The organism is Catenuloplanes niger, from assembly GCF_031458255.1.
GTDB classification, from domain to species: domain Bacteria; phylum Actinomycetota; class Actinomycetes; order Mycobacteriales; family Micromonosporaceae; genus Catenuloplanes; species Catenuloplanes niger.
This window is the reverse complement of record NZ_JAVDYC010000001.1, coordinates 5,252,103-5,270,035: the sequence shown is the minus strand read 5'-3', so window position 1 is coordinate 5,270,035 and position 17,933 is coordinate 5,252,103. Positions and strand designations below refer to the sequence as shown.

The following is a 17,933-nucleotide window of genomic DNA, read 5'->3' as shown; positions in this document are numbered from 1 at the left end:
GGCGCCCGTCCGCGCTTTCCGCGGACAGACGCCCCTCGACACTCGTAGCGGGGACAGGATTTGAACCTGCGACCTCTGGGTTATGAGCCCAGCGAGCTACCGAGCTGCTCCACCCCGCGTCGGCTCGTAGAACATTACCGCAGTGGTCACCGGGGGTGCAAACGACCCCCGGCGCGTACCGCCGGGGGTCGTTCTCGGTGTGGGATCAGCCCTGTGGGCTGGGTGAGGTGACGGCTCGCTGTGCCGCGTCCCAGTCCCTCATCGCGGCGTCGAGCGCGGTCAGCGCCCTGCCGTACCGCTCGAAGTCACCGGACCGCTGTGCCTCCCGGACCTCGGTGATCGCGGCCTGGACCCGGTCCGCGGCCTGGTCGAGGCTGACGTTGCCGGCCGGTGCGGACGGTGGCGTGTTCGGCGTGGGCGTGGCCGGTGCCGCGGGCGACGCGGAGCCGCTCGGTGCCGGTGTCGCCGGTGTGCCGCCGCTCTGGTCCGGCGGTGTGGACGGCGGCGAGGTCTGTCCGCGCCGGGCCCGGTCGACCAGCGTGTTGATGCCCTCGGTGATGCTGTTGGCGAGCACCACGTACTTGCCGTCGCCGTAGGAGAGCAGCACCCTCTGCAGCAGCGGGTACGCGCTCTCGTCGTTGCTCTGCACGTAGATCGGCTCGACGTAGAGTATGCCGTTGCCGAACGGGAGCGAGAGCAGGTTGCCGTAGTCGATCCGGGCCGCTCCGTCCGCGGTGAGCTGGCTGATCGCGGTTCGCGCGTCGCCTTCCGTGGTCATCCGTTGGAAGACCTGTTCCGGGCCGAGCACCGGGGTGGAGTCGGGTAGTTCCAGGACCTGCAGCTTCGGGTTGCCGGCCTCGTCGTACCAGCCGGACATGATCGAGGCGAGGTTCTGCCGTTTCGCCGGGCTGAGCGCGGCGGTGAGCTGGAACGTCGTCTCGGTCTGCGTGCCGAGCTGGGTGTTCAGGTAGTACGGCGGCTGCCTGGTCTGCGAGTCGGACTGGCCGGGCGTGTTCGGTACGGTCCAGAAGTCGTCACCGGTGAAGTAGCCGCCCGGGTCGGTCACGTGGAACTTGGACAGCAGGTTCCGCTGCACCTTGAACAGGTCGACCGGGTAGCGCAGGTGCTCGGCGAGCGCGGCCGGGATCTCCGACTTCGGCTTGACCAGGTCGCCGCCGAACGCCTTGTTCCACGCCTTGAGCACCGGGTCCTGCGTGTCGAACTCGTAGAGCGTGACGGTGCCGTCGTACGCGTCGACGGTCGCCTTGACCGAGTTGCGGATGTAGTTGACGTCCTGTCCGGCCAGCGCGAACGCGCCGACGCCGGTGGTGGCGTCCTCGGTCTCGGTCTGCAGGTTGATCCGCTGCGAGTACGGGTACGTCGCGGACGTCGTGTAGCCGTCCAGAATCCAGACGATCTTGCCGTCCACGACGGACGGGTACGGGTCGCCGTCGATGGTGAGGAACGGCGCGACCTTCTCCACCCGGGAGCGCGGGTCACGCACGTACATCAGCCGCGAGTTGTCGTTGACCGCGTCGGAGAGCAGGAAGTTCGTCTCCGCGTTCTTCACCGCGTAGAGCAGGCGCCGGGTCAGCGAGCCGATCGGGATGCCGCCGGAGCCGGTGTACGTGTAGTACGTGTTCGTGTTGCCGGCGCCCGGCCGGTCGAACTCCGCCGCGTTCGCGCCCTCCGCGGCCGCACCGACGATCGCGTAGTCGTTGGCCTCCTCGCGGGTCTGCTCGCCGTAGTAGACGCGCGGCTGGTCGACCTTGATCAGCTCTTCGTTGGAGCTGCACTCCTGCAGCTGCTCGGCCTGCTGCGGGTCCTCCACGGCCTCGTTGAGGAAGCCGGAGACGAAGTACGGCTGGCCGTTGCAGACCACGCGGTTCGCCGGCGCGGCCACCAGCCCGTACCCGTGGGTGTAGACGGTGTGGCGGTTGATCCAGTTGTTCTGCTGGTCGGTCAGCTCGCTGTAGTTGATCTCCCGGACGCCGACCACGTAGTCCTGGCTCTTGCCGTCCACCTCGTAGCGGTCGATGTCGAGCTTCGCGCCGAAGTCGTAGAAGCCGCGGACCTGCTGGAGCTGCGTGTACGTCTCGGAGACCAGCTGCGGGTCGAGCAGCCGGATGTTCGGCACGACGGACGAGTCGCTGGTCAGCTCCGGCGGCGGGGTCAGGTTGCTCGCCCCGAACGCCTGGACCTCGCTGGCCGCGACGCCGAACGCGTCCCGGGTGGCGCTGATGCTGCGCTGGATGTACTCCGCTTCCTTGTCCCGGATGCTCGGGTTGACCTCGAAGGTCTGCACCGCCCACGGGTAGATGCCGCCGATCGCGACCGCGGAGATGCCGAGCAGTGCCAGCGAGACGCCGGGCCAGGTGAGGTTCCGCATGACCGCGTTGGAGAACACGATGATTGCGATGGCCACCACGATCGAGATGTACGCCAGGATCTCCTTGGCCGGCAGCAGCGCGTTGATGTCCGCGTAGCCCGCGCCGTACAGGTCGGTGCCGTTGTTGTAGTTGAGCAGCAGCGCCCGCCGGTCGAGCACGTAGGCGACCGCCTTGAGCAGCACGAACATCGCGACGAGCGTGGTCAGGTGGGCGCGGGCCGCGGTGGTCATCCGGTCGCCGATGCCCTGCAGCCGGACGCCGCCGAAGATGTAGTGCACGGCGAGCGCGCCGATCACGGACAGCACCACGGCGGTGAAGCCGACGCCGAGCAGATAGCGCCAGAACGGGAACTCGAAGACGTAGAAGCCGATGTCCACACCGAACTCGGGGTCGGCGACACCGAACGGCTGCTTGTTGCGGAACAGCAGCCAGTCCTGCCAGCGGCTCTGCGCGGAGAGGCCGGCGAACAGGCCGACGATGACGGACAGCACCGCGATCCAGGTGCCGACGCGCGGCGTCAGCACCATCCGGTACCGCTCCAGCGTGGCCTGTTCGGCCGACGGTGGCCGCAGCATCGGGCGCAGCCGGAACGCCAGGTAGAGGTTGCCGCCGACGATCACGGCCATCGCCGCACCGACCGTCAGGAAGAGCAGCAACTGGGTGATCAGCTTGCCGGTGAAGACCTGCGTGAACGCGACCTCGTCGAACCACAACCAGTCGGTCCAGGCATCGACGCCCCAGCCGAGCAGGGTGAACAGAACGAACACCCCGATCAGGACGCCGATGGTCGCACGGCCACGCCGGCTCATCCTCGGTAGGGGACTGTTACGCACTACCACGGTTGGCTCTCCGCCCGCTATAGGTCCTGCGCCAGCCGGTGCCTTCCGGCCGGAGTTGTCTCTGTTACACGCACAAGACTACGGCCTGTGGTCGCCGGAGTCGTCAGGCGCCTCGCTCACGTTCTGATCTCACAAACGGCGTCCTTACAGGAAAAACTCAGCAAAGCTCGGGGGTACGGCCGGCACGCATCGCCTCCAGGGCGGACAGCGCGTCATCGAGCGTGGCCACTCGGTACATCGGCAGGCCGTCCACCGCGTTCTGCTTCGCCTCCTCGCAGTTGCCCTCGGGAACGAGGAACACCTGCGCGCCGGCCCGCTTCGCGCCGACCAGCTTCTGCGGGATGCCGCCGATCTCGCCGACGTTGCCGTCGCCGTCGATGGTGCCGGTGCCGGCGACGACCTTCCCGCCGGTCAGATCCTCCGGCGTGAGCTTGTCGATGATGCCGAGCGTGAACATCAGGCCGGCGCTCGGCCCGCCGATCTCGTCCAGCTTGATCTCCAGCGTGAACGGCGGCTTCTCCTGGATCTCCACGCCGATCCGCGGCTGACCGTCCATCTCCTGCGTGGTGATCTGCACGGTGGTCTTCTGCCCGGCCCGGGTCACGTCCAGCGTGCGCGCGGTGCCGGCCGGCTTCGCCCGGACCAGCTCGGTCAGCCCCGGCGCGGACTCGACCGCGGTGCCGTCCACCGCGGTGATCACGTCGCCGTCCTGCAGCTTGCCGGCCGACGGGCCGTCCGCGGCGACCTTCGCCACGGTGACCAGGATCGGCAGCCCGAGCTCGCGCAGCGCGGCCGTCTCCGCCGTGGTCTGCGAGGCCTGGAACTCCTCCGCGTTGCGCTGGTCGACCTGCTCCTCGGTCTCGTCCGGCGGGTAGATCAGCTCGCGCGGCACGACCGCCTCGGTGCCGTCGAACCAGCCCAGGATCGCACTCACCAGGTTCGGCTCGGGCTGCACGCCGACCGTGGTCAGGCGGAGCTGGCCGGTCGAGGTGGACGTCTCGGTGCCGGAGATCTGGATGATCTCGGCGTCCTTGTCCTTGCCGAGCGTGTCGACGGTCGGGCCCGGCTTGAGGATCACGTAGGGAATCGGGGCGTACACGGCTGCCATGGTCAGCACGAAGGTGATGAGCGCACCGGCAAGGACCGTGAAGCCGCGACGTTTCATGCCGCTGAGCGTACCCATCGCGGCGCGGCTGTTCGTTTCCTGTGCATCCGGTACCGATTCGCTATGAGCGCAAGGCCGGGAGCGGCCGGAACTCCCTCGGCGCGCGTACCGTTGAGGGCGTGCCTGACATCCCGTTCGGTTTCGCCCTGCCGGGCGCACAGCCGCCCGACCCCAACGACCCGCAGCAGATGCAGCAGTTCATGGCTCAGCTGCAACAGCTCCTCGCGTCGCCCGGCAACGGCCCGGTGAACTGGGATCTGGCCAAGCAGGTCGCGCTGAGCCAGCTCACCGCCAGCGGGGACTCGTCGCTCACACCGTTCGAGCGAAACTCGGTCACCGAGGCGCTGCAACTCGCCGACCTGTGGCTCAATCCGGCCTCCGCGCTGCCCTCCGGCATCCGCACCTCCGTCGCCTGGAACCGGACGGAGTGGGTCAACCGGACGCTCGACGTCTGGAAGAAGCTCTGCGACCCGGTTGCCGGCCGGATGGTCTCGGCCATGGGCGACCTGGTGCCGGAGGAGGCCCGCGCCCAGCTCGGCCCGATGCAGTCGATGGTCGCCACGCTCGGCGGCGCGCTCTTCGGCGGCCAGCTCGGCCAGGCGCTCGGCTCGCTCGCGGGCGAGGTGCTCTCCGCCGGCGACATCGGCCTCCCGCTCGGCCCGGCCGGCATGGCCGCGCTGGTCCCGGCCAACATCACCGCCTACGGCAAGGGCCTCGAGCTCCCCGAGGACGAGGTCCGGCTGTACGTGGCGCTGCGCGAGGCCGCGCACCAGCGTCTCTTCGAGCACGTCCCGTGGCTGCGCGCGCACGTGCTCGGCGCCGTCGAGTCGTACGCGGCGGGCATCACCGTCAACCGCGAGGCGATCGAGGAGGCGATGGGCCGCATCGACCCGGCGAACCCGGAGTCGATGCAGGCGATGGCGCTGGAGGGCATCTTCAGCCCGGAGGACACGCCGCAGCAGAAGGCCACGCTGAACCGGCTGGAGACCGCGCTCGCGCTGGTCGAGGGCTGGGTCTGCCACGTGGTCGACTCGGCCGTCGCCGACCGCCTGCCCAACGTGGTCCGGCTCGGCGAGGCGTTCCGCCGCCGGCGCGCCGCCGGTGGCCCCGCGGAGCAGACGTTCGCCGCGCTGGTCGGTCTGGAGCTGCGCCCGCGCCGGCTGCGCGAGGCCAGCACGCTCTGGGCCGCGCTCACCGAGCACCGCGGCGTCGCCGGCCGGGACGCCGTCTGGAGCCACCCCGACCTGCTCCCCACGGACGACGACTTCGCCCACCCGGAGGTCTTCGCCCGGTCCCAGCTCGACTTCGACATCGCCGAGCTGGACGATCTGCCGAGCGTCGACGAGCCGCCGGCAGATCCGGATCCGGGTCCCGGTACCGAGAAGTCCTGAGTCGTCAGCCGCCGAGGAGGGCCCGGGTCACGTCCCAGCCCTCCACGGCGGGGTCCAGCGCGTGCAGGTCGTCCGGCGTGCGCAGCCGTCGCCACTCCGGCGCCGACCCGACCTGCTCCGGGCGGTCCGCCGACCGCCGCAGCGCCCCGGGGTCCGCGGAGTCGAGATCGAAGTTCGGCAACCACGCCGGTACGGGCAGGTTCGCCGCCACGCCGACCAGCCCGGGCCCCGCGTCCGCACGCGCGATCGCCAGCGGCCGGGTGGTCAGCGGCCGCAGCAGCTTCCCCACGGTCAGCCCCGGCAGGTTCGGCGCGTCGCCCGCCACCAGCGCGGCCTGCTCGTAGCCGTCCGCCGCCGCGGCCGCGAAGATGCTCCCGGCGTCGAGCTCGCCCACCTGGTAGACCGGCATCCCGGGCCACCGGATCCCCTCCGCCAGCTCCCGGTCCGCCCCGGTCACCGCGATGGCCGCGTCCACCTGCGCCAGCCCGCGCAGCAGATCCACCACGTCCTCCGCGAGCGCGGCCCGCCACGTCCCGAGCCGCACCCCCGGCGGCGCCCACTCCACCGGCACCAGCACCGCCACCGCCACCCGCCGCGTCATTCCCTCACGCTATCCCGCGCCGCGCCGGCCTCCCGTCCCCGGTCGCCGCCGCCCGCTCACCGTCCACGCCGGGCGCGCGGGGGCCGGGCTTGCGACGCGGAACCGGCAGGGAGGAGCGCCGGCGACGACCGGTGCCCGCGGGAGCATGCGGGGGACGAGCCGCCGGAAGCGGGAAGGATGTCTAGTCGTCCATGACCATGCCGGTCGCGGCGGAGATGCCCTCGAGGTATCCCCGCGCCCGCTCGGTGCGCGGATAGCGCCCGACCAGGTCCCAGAAGCGGGCGTTGTGGCTCGGCACGACGAGGTGGACGAGTTCGTGGAGCAGGACGTAGTCGATCACCCACTCGGGCATCTCCTGGATGCGGTGGGAGATGCGGATGGTGCGGTCGGCGGGGGTGCAGGAGCCCCAGCGCCCGTTCTGGTTGGTGACCCAGCGGACGCTGTCCGGCAGGACGTGGTCGCGATGGTCGTCGAGGTATCGCGCGATCAGGCGGCGGGCGCGGGCCAGCAGCTCGGCGTCGGTGCGGAGGAGGCGTTCCTCACGGGCGGCGAGGCGGGCGAGCATCCGGTCGACCCACTCGGTCTCCTCGGCGCGGGAGAACTGGTCGGGGATGAGCACGACCACGCGCTCGCCGTCCCGGTACGCGGACACCGTCCGGCGCCGACGCTGACTGCGCCGCACCTCGACGACCGGCTTCCGCGTAGCAGCCATTACCGGCCCGCGGAGCCCCGGGTTCCGTTCACATCGGCACGCTAATCCCTGGAGGCCAGGGGTTCGCAAGAGCCATCCGGGTGAGCCGCGACCAAAAAGTCCTCTTTCGGCCCACAAGTCCGAAAAAAATTTGTCGCGACAGCGAGACTACCCGGCGGTTTCCGCGGTTGAGCATCGGGGGTGGACCCGTTTGATCATCGAGGTGGGCGACGGGCAAAGCTTCTCCGGCGTGTCCGCACGAAACTGCCCAAAACCGGGCAATTCGGCGGGCAGACTCCACCTCGGCGTACGCGCCGGACATGGAATCGACCGCAGCTGGGTACGGGTCCGCGAGGACCGAAGACCCACGGCGGCGGTCGCAGGAAACCGCCGGCGCCGATAGGTCGCCGCGCCGGAACACCGGGGCGCGGCAAAGCCGGTCACCGAACTAGGAGGGGCACGTGGCCACCAAGACCCAGTCGTACAACGGGTACTGCGTGAAGTGCAAGGAGAAGCGCGACTTCGAGGGCTCCGTGGAGGTGTCCAAGACGGGGATGAACATGGCCAAGGGCAAGTGCCCGGTCTGCGGTACGACGATGAACCGCATCCTCGGCAAGGCCAACAAGGCCTGACGCGGCACGCTTTGGCAGGGGCGGCTCCGGCCGCCCCTCAGCTTTTCCAGGGAATGCCGTTACCGCGACGGCGTAAACACGTTGAGTAATAACGAGGGGCTGTGGATAACCCGCCCCGTTCTGTGGATAACGCGGTGCACAACCGTGCGAGCCTGTGGATAACTCGGGCCTCGACCCGCGCGGTGTGACACTGTGTCACCCATGGCCGCGTCCCCGCCGTACCGTCCGATGCTGATTCCCGGCCTGAGCCGGGTCTGGCGGGACGAGGGCTCGCTCCAGCTCGGCACCGGCACCCGCCGCGGCATCGTGCTGGCACCGGCCCCGAGCGGCGCCGGTGAGCTGCTCGACCTGGTCGACGGCACCCGCTCGGAGGGCACACTGCTGCGCCACGCGCACCGGCTCGGGCTCGCCGAGGAGGAGGCGCGGGCGCTGCTCGCCGCGCTGCACGAGGCCGGGCTGCTGTTCGGCGCACACCACTTCCTGCCCACCGGGCTGGCCGGCGAGGTCCGCGCGCGGCTGTCCGGCGAAGCCGCCTCGATCGCGCTGGGTGACGCCGCCCCTGTGGACAACCCGGCTCGTGTGCTGCGCCGCAGATACGCGGCCGACGTCGTCGTCACCGGTCCCGGGCCGGCGGCCGGGCCGATCGCGGTCGCGCTCGCCCAGGCCGGCGTCGGCCGGATTCATGCCGACCTGACCGGTCCGGTGCTGGCCAGCGACCGGGCCGGCGGCGCGGTGACCGGGGACGCCGGCCGGGCCCGGGCGGTGCGGGCCGCGATCGCCCGCGTCGCGCCGGACGTGCGGACCGGCCCGGTGCCGCGCGGCAGGGCCGCGCTCGTGGTCCAACTCGGCATGGACCGTCCCGCGCCGGTGCTCGCGGCCGGGTTCGCGCAGCGCCGGCAGGCGCACCTGCTGGTCGGCGCGCGGGACGGCACGATGGTGGTCGGCCCGCTGGTGCCGGCCGCGGGCGTCCCCTGCCTGCGCTGCCTGGACCTGCACCGGCGCGACCGCGACCCGGTCTGGCCCGCGCTCGCCGCGCAGCTGGTGCCCCGGCCGGGTGACGAGCCCCCGGCCGGCGGGGCCGCCACCGTGCTGGCCGCCGCGGCCTACGCGGCCGAGCAGGTGCTGGCCCACCTGGACGGCGGGACGCCGGAGACGATCGGCGGCGCGACCGAGATCGACGGGCCGTCCCGGATGCGCCGGCGGCGCTGGGCGCAGCACCCGTCGTGCGACTGTGGGCGCCGGCACCGCCGATCTCCTCGCTTCCGGCCCGGCACCTTCACGGATAGCCAGGCACAATGATCTGGTGACCGATATCCCCCGACGGGCGGCCGCTCGCACTGCCAAGCTCGCCAGCCTTCCGCTCGGCTTCGCCGGCCGGACGGTGCTGGGGCTGGGGAAGCGCGTCACCGGCATGGCCTCCGACGTCATCTCCGCCGAGATCCAGCAGCGCACGGCCGAGCAGCTGTTCAGCGTGCTCGGGCAGCTCAAGGGCGGTGCGATGAAGTTCGGGCAGGCGCTGTCGGTGTTCGAGGCGGCGCTGCCGGACGAGCTCGCCGGACCGTACCGGCAGGCGCTGACCAAGCTGCAGGAGGCCGCTCCCCCGCTGCCCGTCGCCAGCGTGCACAAGGTGCTCGCGGCCGAGCTGGGCGAGGACTGGCGGGCCAACTTCGCCGAGTTCGACGACGTCCCGGCCGCCGCGGCCAGCATCGGGCAGGTGCATCGCGCCGTGTGGCGCTCGCCACCCCCGGGCCGGGGCCGCAAGCGGGTGCCGGACCGCACGGTGGCCGTGAAGATCCAATATCCGGGTGCCGGCGACGCGCTGCTCTCCGACCTGAAGCAGCTGTCCCGGCTGGCCGGCATGTTCCGCGCGATCCAGCCCGGCATGGACGTGAAACCGCTGATCACGGAGCTGCGTGAGCGGATCACCGAGGAGCTCGACTACGAGCTGGAGGCGGAGACCCAGCGGGCCTTCCACGCGGGGTACGCGGGGGATCCCGACATCTACGTCCCCGAGGTGGTCCGGGCCACGCCGCGCCTGCTGGTCACCGAGTGGATCGACGGCACCCCGCTCGCCGCGGTGATCGCCGACGGCACCCAGGAGGAGCGCGACGAGGCCGGCCGCCTGATGGCCGTGCTGCACTTCTCCGCACCACGGCGCTGCGGCCTGCTGCACGCCGACCCGCACCCGGGCAACTTCCGGATCCTGCCGGACGGCCGCCTCGGCGTGATCGACTTCGGCGCGGTGGCCCGGCTGCCGGACGGCCTGCCCGAGCCGGTCGGCCGGCTGCTGGCGCTGGCGCTGGCCGGCGACGCGGACGCCGTGCTGGCCGGGCTGGTCGAGGAGGGTTTCGTCAAGCCGGACGACGACCACCTGGACGCGCCCGGGCTGCTCGAGTTCCTGCTGCCCATGCTGGCGCCGGTGGTCGAGGAGGAGTTCCGGTTCACCCGCGCCTGGCTGCGTGGGGAGGCGGTCCGGCTGGGCAGTCCGAAGAGCCCGGCCTACCAGCTCAGCCGGCATCTCAACCTGCCGCCGTCGTACCTGCTGCTGCACCGGGTGACGATGGGTTCGATCGGCGTGCTCTCCCAGCTGGAGGCGCGGGCCCGCTACCGCGGCATCGTCGAGGAGTGGCTGCCCGGTTTCTCCGCCTGATGGGAAAGCCCCCGGCCGGGACGGCCGGGGGCATCGAACAAGGGTTATCCGCGCAGTTCGCGAGCGGCCCGCTGACGGGCCTCCATCGCGACGCGGCGTGCGGATCGAGGTGCCTCAGCGCTCCGAGTGGCGGCCTGAGGCTGTCGCATTCGTACCCTCGACAGCGCTTCGTGAAGTAGTTGCATCTTGCCGGCTCCGTTCAGGGAAGCAGTGATTCCGGGATTCATCTCGAGTTGCAGTGCCGGCAGGTGACCGGCATCGACGCTGATCGGGTGCATGTCAGGCCGCCAGACGGACGTTGCTGCGGGTCTCGGCCAGCTCGTTGGCCGCCATCCGCGCCTCGACCTCGGTGCGCAGCTCGGCGTCGCGCGCGGCGTCCTCCTTGCGCGGACGGCCACGGGGCCGCTTGCGCGGGACGACCGCGCCACGCTCGAAGATCTCGCCGCCCCAGACGCCCCACGGCTCGGCACGGTCCACGGCGCCGCTCAGGCAGGCGGTGCGCAGCGGGCAGTCCCCGCACAGCGACTTCGCCAGCTCGAGTTCGGCCGGGACGTCCGAGAACCACAGGTCGGGGTCGAACTTCCGGCAGGGCAGGTTTGCCTCCAGCTCGACGTTCGTGTCGAGCACGGCAAGGGCCAGACTCATCGCCCGGTCACCTCTCTCTCGCTTCGATCTCGTAGATCGCTTTCCGACTTCGTACGGGGTCGGAGTCGTTTCCGAACCCGGTGTGCGGGCTTCGAAAATGACGAAGGCCGCGGATCCCGGTAGCGGGTTCCGCGGCCTCGAGGTGAGCCGGTTGGTCTGATGAAGTCAGACCGGCCTTCCTCGAGGTGGAACACCGCGGGCACCGCCGAAGGCTCGCTTCGCCATGCCCTTGTTGCCCGTGATCCCGTTGTGTCCCGTAGAGCCGTTGCGGCCCTTGAGGGACTCGTTGCCACCACTCACCAGGGACACAGCGGTGCCCTGGAGCTCGATCTCGCCAGACGCCACCGGCAGGCCGTCTTGCACCCGGAGTTCGGCCTGGGTGCAGACCTGATCCACCTGCGGGACGTCGGACACGATCGACCTGACCGGCCACGGCGACACGTGCGTCGCCACGGAACCGGACCGGACCGGACCGGCAACGGACAGCAGGAGGGCAGGGGACATCGATGGGATCTGCAGCATCGTGTAGATCTCCACGGGGGTCACCTTCTCTCTCCGACTAGCCGTTGACGAATACGGGTTGCACCCCGTCCGAGCAGCAAGAAGACCCGCGCTCGTGAGGTGTGATCTGAGGCTAAGCCCCTCCCACGCGAGAGGGCAAACGAATTAATGCGGGTTTTCAGAAGTTTTTTGGGCGGTCACTTCATCGACGGTCGCGCCGCCGATCAGCGCCATCACGGACGCGCCGTAGAGCCGCTGCTTGCGCGGACCGATCCCGGCGATCTCCAGCAGCTGTTCCGGCCGGCTCGGACGGCGCTCCGCGAGGGCCACCAGCGTGGCATCCGTCAACACGACGTATGCAGGTACTTTCTGGCCTCCGGCGACCCGGGCTCGCCAGTCGACCAGCCGGTCGTAGAGGTCCTCGTCGAGGTCGCTCGGGCAGCCCGGGCAGCGGCCCAGCTTGCGGTCCGCGCCGGCCAGCAGCGTGGCGCCGCAGACCCGGCAGGACGCGATCGGGACGCGCCGCCGGTCGGGTTTCCGACTCGGCGTCTCCGGCCGCGGTCCGGCGGTGGCGGTGGCCGGCTTCTCGAAGCTCGGCATGAACCGGCACGGCCGCCGCGGCCGCCCGCCCGGCGACCGGCTCTGCCCGTAGGAGAGCCACAGCCAGTGCCGGGCCCGGGTCACGCCGACGTAGAGCAGCCGGCGTTCCTCCTCCAGCGCCTCCGGCGTCCGGGCGTACGAGGTGGGCAGCGTCCCGTCGGCCAGCCCGACCAGGAACACCGCGTCCCACTCCAGGCCCTTCGCCGAGTGCAGCGACGCGAGCGTGACGCCCTCCAGCGCGGGCGCGTGCTGCTGCGCGGCGCGCCGGGCCAGCTCCTCGTTGAAGCCGGCCAGCGTGGCGTCCCGCTGCACGGCCCCGCCCTCGCCGATCGGCAGGATCTCCGGTACCGCCGCGAAATCCACGGCCAGCTGCACCAGCGCGGCCAGCGCCTCCCACCGCTCACGCGCCGCGCCGCCGGGCGGCGGTGCGTCCGGCGCCCAGCCGGTCGCGGCGAGCGCGTCCACCACGGCGGTCCGCAGCGGCGTCCCGGACGGCGTGGAGCGGGTCGCGGCGCGCAACGCGATCATGGCCTGGCGGATCTCGGTGCGCTCGAAGAACCGCTCCGCGCCCTGCACCACGTACGGCACCCGCGCGTCGGTGAACGCGGCCTCGTACGCCTCGGACTGCGCGTTCGTCCGGAACAGCACCGCGATCTCGCGGGCCGGCGTGCCGGACCTGATCAGCTCGACGCAGCGGCGGGCCACCGCGGCCGCCTCGTCCGGCTCGTCCGCGAAGATCCGCAGCTCCGGCTCCGGCCCGGGGGTGCGCTGGCCGACCAGTTCCAGCCGCAGCCGTGCCTCCGCGCCCCGGGCCGCCGCGATCACCGTGTTGGCCAGCGCGACCACCTGCGGCGTGGACCGGTAGTCGCGAGTCAGCCGGACCACCGTCGCGTTGCGGAACCGGCGGGCGAAGTCGATCAGGTACGACGAGGTGGCGCCGGTGAACGAATAGATGGTCTGGCTCGCGTCGCCGACCACGGTCAGGTCGTCCCGGCCGCCGAGCCACGCGTCCAGCAGGCGCTGCTGCAGCGGGTTCACGTCCTGGTACTCGTCGACCACGAAGTGCCGGTACTGCGACCGGACCTCCTCGGCCACGTCCGCGTGCTCCTCGATGCCCCAGACCGCGGCGCGCAGCATGTCCTCGAAGTCGATCACGCCCTGCGAGCGTTTGACCCGCTCGTACTCGGCGAACACCTCCGCGACCCGCTCCGGGGCCAGCGGCGGTTCCCGGGTGGCCTTCACCGCGGCGACCGGGTACTCCCCCGGCTCGACCAGCGACGACTTGGCCCACTCGATCTCGCCGGCCAGGTCGCGCGCGACGATCCGGTCCGCGCGCACGCCGGTCCGCCCGGCCGCCAGCGTGACCAGCCGCGCCTTGCTCTCCAGCAGCTGCGGCATCGCCCGGCCGTCCAGGATCCGCGGCGCGAAGTAGCGGACCTGGCGCAGCGCGGCCGCGTGGAACGTGCGGGCCTGCACGCCGGGGACGCCGAGCGCGGCCAGCCGGGCGCGCATCTCCGCGGCGGCCCGGGCCGTGAACGTGACCGCCAGCACGTGCCGGGCGGAGATCTCCGCGGAGCGGACGCGGTGCGCGATCCGGTGGGTGACGGCCCGCGTCTTGCCGGTGCCCGCGCCGGCCAGGATGCAGACCGGCCCGGCCGGCGCGGTCACCGCCCTGAGCTGGTCCGGGTCGAGCCCGGATATGACGCTGTCACCCACGGCGTTCGAGCCTAGGTCATCGCGCCGCGGGAAACCTCACGCCGGGCGCGGGATTATCCGCACATCGGCCCTGGTTGGGGATGATGATCGGGTCATCACTGTCTGTCATAGGGGAGAGAACCTGCGATGTTGACCATGTACTCGACGAGCTGGTGCGGCTACTGCCATCGCCTGAAGTCGCAGCTCGACCGTGCGGGCATCGGCTACGAGGTGGTGGACATCGAGGCGGACGACGAGGCGGCGGCGTTCGTGATGAGCGTCAACGGCGGGAACCAGACCGTACCCACGGTTCGCATTGTTCCCCCCACTGGCGGGAGCGAAATCGTAATGACAAACCCGACGATCAAGCAAGTCAAGGAAGCCATCGCGGGTACGGCTCCGGTCGCTTGATCGCAGCTCCACAAGCCTGAGATCGCCTGAGCCTGCGGTACGCGGACGGTCGGCAACCGGCCTTCCCGTGTCGCAGGCTCGCGGCTCAGTGCTCCTCTGCGGGCTCCGCGAGGTGTCGATGCAGCGTCGCCCGCGAGACTCCCAGCACCTTGGCGATGGAGTTGACGCTCTCGCCCTTCGCCCGCCGGGCACGCGCAACAGTCAGGATGTCCTCGTTGACGACCGTTGGCCGCCCGCCGGTCCGGCCCTGAGCCTTCGCGGCGTCCAGTCCGGCCCGCGTCCGCTCGCGGATGATGTCGCGCTCCAGTTCCGCGAAGGCGGCCATCATGGTGAAGAAGAACTTCCCCTCCCCGGTAGGCGTGTAGACCCCGGAGAGCTTGCCGGTCAGGATGCGCAGGCCGATGTCTCGCCCATGGAGATCGTCCGCGATGGTGAGCACGTCCTTCACCGAGCGACCGAGACGGTCAAGCTTCCAGACGCACAGGGTGTCGCCGGGCCGCGCGTAATCCAACGCGGCAGCGAGGCCCACACGGTCGGTGTTCTTGCCGCTCGCCTTGTCCTCGAAGACCCGGGCACACCCGACCTCAGCGAGTGCGTCTCGCTGTAGCTGTGCGTCCTGTGCGTTGGTGGAGACACGGGCATATCCGATGAGCTGGCTGACGCCAGTGGGTATCGCCATGCAGAGACTGTCTCATAACTCGTCTCAAAACATCAAGCTCGTAAGCCATGTTTCGAGACGAGTTATGGACAAGGTTTCAGCCTCGCCGAGCCCTCCGGCTGAGCCGTCTCATAATCCTTCGTTTTTGAACACCCTCTGAGCAGGACGTTTGCATACACATGAGGGTGGGGGTACGACCCCTAACGCCTTCATCCGAGGACCGGCAGGTAATAGCAGCTCAGATTCCGCCACAGTTTCAGAGTCTTTCTGAACGGGTTAGAACGAGCCCGCACAACCCTTGAGCTGGTCAAATGCCTCCGTCAGGAGCGAAGCGCAGTGACAATTTCCGCCGCCAGTTCGCTACTTCCCGCAGCGACGAACCGCTGTCGCCGGTCCATGGCCTTGGTGATCTCGTCGAACGAGCCGAAGCGATAGTCGAGCGGCACGGGGTCGCCGTCCAGGTCGAGCACGGTTCCTCCGGCGGCGTGCAGGATGTAGTGGCCTGGCGCGAGGTCCCAGACGGCGAAGCCCTTGGCGAACTCGATGACGGCCTCGGTCATGCCTGCGGCGACATGGCAGAGGCTGACGGAGCCGAAGTCCACGCCGATACGGCCCCGGCTCTTGCCATCCTCTGACGGCTCATCAAGCGTGTTCATGAGCTGGGTCTTCTGCGAGAGCGGGAGGAAGCGTTCACCGGGCTTCATCAGGAAGTTGGTCACCATCGACTCGGCGAGTCGCTTCGGTGGACGCGGACCGAGTTCGTAGGTCTCGCCGTCTGCGGTCACGACGAAGGCTCGGTCGACGCCCTGCTCATCGCGAGCGCCGACGTAGAGCTGAAGGTGGTGGAAGATGTCGCCGACGACGGCGATCACCGGTTGAGCCGCAGCGCGTGAGTAGACCATGACGTGCGTGTAGCCAAGCACGCCCCGCACGGCGAGTTCGCTCGTGTCGAGCGGGTCCACCAGCACGCACAGGTCGGGGTCGGGGTCGTCGCCGATCACCTCCGGCTCCGCTTCCTCGGAGGCATAGACGAACGCGCCGAGAACAGGGGTGAGGAGTTCCCGGTAACGCCGATGCATCCACAGGTCGTGCTCAGACAGGAAGTTGTCCGCGTGACGCAGGTTCTCGCTCTCGCCCCGCCGGCCGGTCAGCGCAGCCTCTACGAGGCGGGGTCGCAGTTCCAGCATCACCGATCTGACCATCTCGGCGATCTTCATAGCCTGCGAGGGAACGTTCCTGGCTTGATCCATCAGTGCCTCTCCAACGGTCAACGCAGCTCAAGCGGTGGTTCGATGCCGGGTGGGCTCATGGTCGCGGCGATGAAGACGGCCTCGAAATTCGCGGCCTTCATAATCGTCGCTCCGGTCAGATCGTCGAAGCTCTCTACCTCCAACGAGTTGCCCTTCGTCATCGCGCCGAAGACAGCGAAGTACAGCTCCGCTCCCGGGTAGCGGGCTCGCAGCTCACGCGCCACCAGGCCCACCACGTCCGCGTGCTTCACCTCGAAGTCGCAGATGACGATGACCGGCGCTTCGACCGTCTCCGGGTAGTGGGACTCCTTGGTGAAGGTCACCTCGTTCTTCACCCGGTGGCACCGGAGGTACCCGATAGCGGACCGGTTGAACTGGGCTGAGGCGAGGAAGGTCGCCATCACCAGGCCCGCCTCGTTGATCCCGAAGCAGATGTCAGCGTTGAGCCGTCGTCCGAGGCTCTTGATCTGCTTCATCAGGCGTTGGACGCCGAAGCCGAACGTATTCCAGGTGAGATCGAGTAGCTGGCCCGGATTCGGGTTGGGCAACGAGAACGCACAGATGGCTGGATTCCCGTTGTCGATCGTAGGCACCTGGAGGTTGAAGTCCGGCCCGATGATGTTGTCCACGCCCGGCGACCCGCCGACGACGGCGTTACGCGGCTGGAGCGCGTCGCTGGTGGCGGTCATGGAGGGACGAGCGGCCACGCTCTTCAGCGCGAGTTGGTCCTCGGGACCTAGCTTCTCGTACGCCTCTTGCACAAGGTCACTCGGCGAGATGGTCTCGTCCGCGGTGCCATGCGGGCCACGCCCGTACGCGGTAGCGAGGATCAGCAGACTGGCGAACGACGGTGGTGATCCGGCTCCCGCGCTTCCCCGCGCTCGTGCCCAGCTCTCCCACGCGTTGATGGTGGTTCCACCAAGAGTGGTCTGATTACCGGCAACGGTGTTGTACCGGGCTGCGGCTTGATCCTGTGACAGCCCCGCCGCGTACCGATGCGCCTGGATGCTGGGCAGATCCTGGTGCCGGTTCATCAGCTCGCGAGCGGCGGCGCTGACCGACCCGCATTCCATGTAGAGATCCTTGCCCTGTCGTGCCAGCTCTCGTCCGCGCGCCTGCGGGGACTGGCTGCGTTGTGCCGCTGCTCCCATTCCGGCCTCTCCGTCACCGATGCCGAGCCATCCGTCATCACCGGTCGTGACGGCCACGCTACTGTTGCCCACTCGAATGGGCAAGCGACGTCGATCATGGGTGTATCCGCAGCTCAGCCCTACACACAGATCCGATCGTCCACGACCGACCACAGAGGTGTGTCCGAGGCTGCGCAGATGCGATCGTTTTCGCGTCGATGCACCTCATCGACTCACCAGTGCCCCGCCCGCCGCTCTCAGCAACCGAGCGAGGGGCGGCGGGCGGCAACGGTCAGGAGGGAGAACCGATGGCTGAGACAGCGACTCTCCACGCTCCCTCGCGACCCGACTGGACGTGCAAGGTGTCGAGCTGTGGTCAGGCGTGGCCGTGCGAGGAGAGACGCGCTGCGCTGCTGAGGACCTTCCGGCATTCACGGCTCCTACTCCGGATGTACATGGCAGCCCACATGCACGAAGCCATCGCGGATGCGGTCCGGCACCCCAAGCCCGCCGACATCGACTTCTGGCCACGGTTCATGGGCTGGATTCCCCGAACGCCCAACCGCCTGATCGACGCGACCTCCCGCTGAAACCCGAGCCCTCTCGAAGCCCGTCAGAGCCGGCCCTCCTGACGGGAGTGGGCGGGCGTGGCGGATGCCCCCGCTCCCGTCACGCCCGCCCGCG

16 protein-coding genes and 1 tRNA gene are annotated in these 17,933 nt (G+C 70.0%); 6 read left to right on the top strand and 11 right to left on the bottom strand.

Annotated features, from left to right (window positions below; genetic code table 11):
* Positions 1-45: 45 nt before the first annotated feature.
* The 3 genes from J2S44_RS23440 to J2S44_RS23430 all read right to left on the bottom strand — a co-directional run bounded on the left by J2S44_RS23440 (position 46) and on the right by J2S44_RS23430 (position 4,394).
* Positions 46-119 (bottom strand) — tRNA-Met (locus J2S44_RS23440).
* 86 nt (positions 120-205) lie between these two features.
* Complete coding sequence (locus J2S44_RS23435; protein WP_310417837.1) at positions 206-3,229, bottom strand: UPF0182 family membrane protein; 3,024 nt, start codon at positions 3,227-3,229, stop codon at positions 206-208.
* Between the two features lie 157 nt (positions 3,230-3,386).
* Complete coding sequence (locus J2S44_RS23430; RefSeq protein ID WP_310417834.1) at positions 3,387-4,394, bottom strand: YlbL family protein; 1,008 nt, start codon at positions 4,392-4,394, stop codon at positions 3,387-3,389.
* A gap of 188 nt (positions 4,395-4,582) precedes the next feature.
* Between J2S44_RS23430 and J2S44_RS23425 the strand changes: the two genes are divergently transcribed.
* Positions 4,583-5,785, top strand: a complete 1,203-nt coding sequence (locus tag J2S44_RS23425) for a zinc-dependent metalloprotease (protein WP_510183886.1) — start codon at positions 4,583-4,585, stop codon at positions 5,783-5,785.
* Between the two features lie 4 nt (positions 5,786-5,789).
* On the opposite strand, the gene J2S44_RS23420 is transcribed toward J2S44_RS23425, so the two are convergent.
* Together J2S44_RS23420 and J2S44_RS23415 are read right to left on the bottom strand one after the other, a co-directional pair.
* On the bottom strand, positions 5,790-6,386 hold the full coding sequence (locus J2S44_RS23420) for a hypothetical protein (protein ID WP_310417829.1): 597 nt from the start codon (positions 6,384-6,386) through the stop codon (positions 5,790-5,792).
* A gap of 181 nt (positions 6,387-6,567) precedes the next feature.
* Entirely contained in the window at positions 6,568-7,098 is a 531-nt protein-coding gene (locus J2S44_RS23415; protein WP_310417826.1) for a M48 metallopeptidase family protein, read from the bottom strand.
* A 440-nt stretch (positions 7,099-7,538) separates the two neighbouring features.
* Between J2S44_RS23415 and J2S44_RS23410 the strand changes: the two genes are divergently transcribed.
* The 3 genes from J2S44_RS23410 to J2S44_RS23400 all read left to right on the top strand — a co-directional run bounded on the left by J2S44_RS23410 (position 7,539) and on the right by J2S44_RS23400 (position 10,359).
* Complete coding sequence (locus J2S44_RS23410; RefSeq protein ID WP_306835039.1) at positions 7,539-7,709, top strand: DUF5679 domain-containing protein; 171 nt, start codon at positions 7,539-7,541, stop codon at positions 7,707-7,709.
* A 201-nt stretch (positions 7,710-7,910) separates the two neighbouring features.
* Positions 7,911-9,008, top strand: a complete 1,098-nt coding sequence (locus J2S44_RS23405) for a hypothetical protein (RefSeq protein WP_310417823.1) — start codon at positions 7,911-7,913, stop codon at positions 9,006-9,008.
* Between the two features lie 4 nt (positions 9,009-9,012).
* Positions 9,013-10,359 (top strand): ABC1 kinase family protein, encoded by a 1,347-nt coding sequence (locus tag J2S44_RS23400; RefSeq protein ID WP_310417818.1) that lies wholly within the window; start codon positions 9,013-9,015, stop codon positions 10,357-10,359.
* A 279-nt stretch (positions 10,360-10,638) separates the two neighbouring features.
* On the opposite strand, the gene J2S44_RS23395 is transcribed toward J2S44_RS23400, so the two are convergent.
* The 3 genes from J2S44_RS23395 to J2S44_RS23385 all read right to left on the bottom strand — a co-directional run bounded on the left by J2S44_RS23395 (position 10,639) and on the right by J2S44_RS23385 (position 13,821).
* A complete protein-coding gene (locus tag J2S44_RS23395) occupies positions 10,639-11,004 on the bottom strand; it encodes a WhiB family transcriptional regulator (protein ID WP_310417815.1) in 366 nt (121 codons plus the stop codon).
* A 165-nt stretch (positions 11,005-11,169) separates the two neighbouring features.
* Positions 11,170-11,541, bottom strand: coding sequence for a hypothetical protein (locus tag J2S44_RS23390; protein WP_310417812.1), 372 nt, complete (start codon positions 11,539-11,541; stop codon positions 11,170-11,172).
* Positions 11,542-11,670: 129 nt separating this feature from the next.
* The gene (locus tag J2S44_RS23385) at positions 11,671-13,821 is read right to left on the bottom strand and encodes an ATP-dependent DNA helicase UvrD2 (protein WP_310417809.1); all 2,151 of its coding nucleotides are present in this window, start codon (positions 13,819-13,821) and stop codon (positions 11,671-11,673) included.
* A gap of 126 nt (positions 13,822-13,947) precedes the next feature.
* On the opposite strand from J2S44_RS23385, the gene J2S44_RS23380 reads away from it, so the two are divergent.
* Entirely contained in the window at positions 13,948-14,211 is a 264-nt protein-coding gene (locus J2S44_RS23380; RefSeq protein ID WP_310417806.1) for a mycoredoxin, read from the top strand.
* 85 nt (positions 14,212-14,296) lie between these two features.
* On the opposite strand, the gene J2S44_RS23375 is transcribed toward J2S44_RS23380, so the two are convergent.
* From J2S44_RS23375 to J2S44_RS23365, 3 genes are all read right to left on the bottom strand, one after another.
* Positions 14,297-14,890: a recombinase family protein gene (locus J2S44_RS23375; protein WP_310417803.1), complete on the bottom strand. Its 594-nt coding sequence runs from the start codon at positions 14,888-14,890 to the stop codon at positions 14,297-14,299.
* Between the two features lie 299 nt (positions 14,891-15,189).
* Positions 15,190-16,086 carry an inositol monophosphatase family protein gene (locus J2S44_RS23370; protein WP_310417798.1) on the bottom strand — a complete coding sequence of 299 codons (897 nt, stop codon included), beginning with the start codon at positions 16,084-16,086 and terminating at the stop codon, positions 15,190-15,192.
* 50 nt (positions 16,087-16,136) lie between these two features.
* A complete protein-coding gene (locus tag J2S44_RS23365) occupies positions 16,137-17,327 on the bottom strand; it encodes a hypothetical protein (RefSeq protein ID WP_310417796.1) in 1,191 nt (396 codons plus the stop codon).
* A gap of 389 nt (positions 17,328-17,716) precedes the next feature.
* On the opposite strand from J2S44_RS23365, the gene J2S44_RS23360 reads away from it, so the two are divergent.
* Entirely contained in the window at positions 17,717-17,839 is a 123-nt protein-coding gene (locus J2S44_RS23360) for a hypothetical protein (RefSeq protein WP_310417793.1), read from the top strand.
* The last annotated feature ends 94 nt before the right edge of the window (positions 17,840-17,933 follow it).

Excerpts from the sequence above, each read along its gene's own strand:
- J2S44_RS23430 (WP_310417834.1), bottom strand. The coding sequence starts at position 4,394 with ATGAAACGTCGCGGCTTCACGGTCCTTGCCGGTGCGCTCATCACCTTC.
- J2S44_RS23425 (WP_510183886.1), top strand. The coding sequence starts at position 4,583 with ATGCAGCAGTTCATGGCTCAGCTGCAACAGCTCCTCGCGTCGCCCGGC.
- J2S44_RS23420 (WP_310417829.1), bottom strand. The coding sequence starts at position 6,386 with ATGACGCGGCGGGTGGCGGTGGCGGTGCTGGTGCCGGTGGAGTGGGCG.
- J2S44_RS23415 (WP_310417826.1), bottom strand. The coding sequence starts at position 7,098 with ATGGCTGCTACGCGGAAGCCGGTCGTCGAGGTGCGGCGCAGTCAGCGT.
- J2S44_RS23405 (WP_310417823.1), top strand. The coding sequence starts at position 7,911 with ATGGCCGCGTCCCCGCCGTACCGTCCGATGCTGATTCCCGGCCTGAGC.
- J2S44_RS23395 (WP_310417815.1), bottom strand. The coding sequence starts at position 11,004 with ATGAGTCTGGCCCTTGCCGTGCTCGACACGAACGTCGAGCTGGAGGCA.
- J2S44_RS23380 (WP_310417806.1), top strand. The coding sequence starts at position 13,948 with ATGTTGACCATGTACTCGACGAGCTGGTGCGGCTACTGCCATCGCCTG.
- J2S44_RS23375 (WP_310417803.1), bottom strand. The coding sequence starts at position 14,890 with ATGGCGATACCCACTGGCGTCAGCCAGCTCATCGGATATGCCCGTGTC.
- J2S44_RS23370 (WP_310417798.1), bottom strand. The coding sequence starts at position 16,086 with ATGAAGATCGCCGAGATGGTCAGATCGGTGATGCTGGAACTGCGACCC.
- J2S44_RS23360 (WP_310417793.1), top strand. The coding sequence starts at position 17,717 with ATGCACGAAGCCATCGCGGATGCGGTCCGGCACCCCAAGCCCGCCGAC.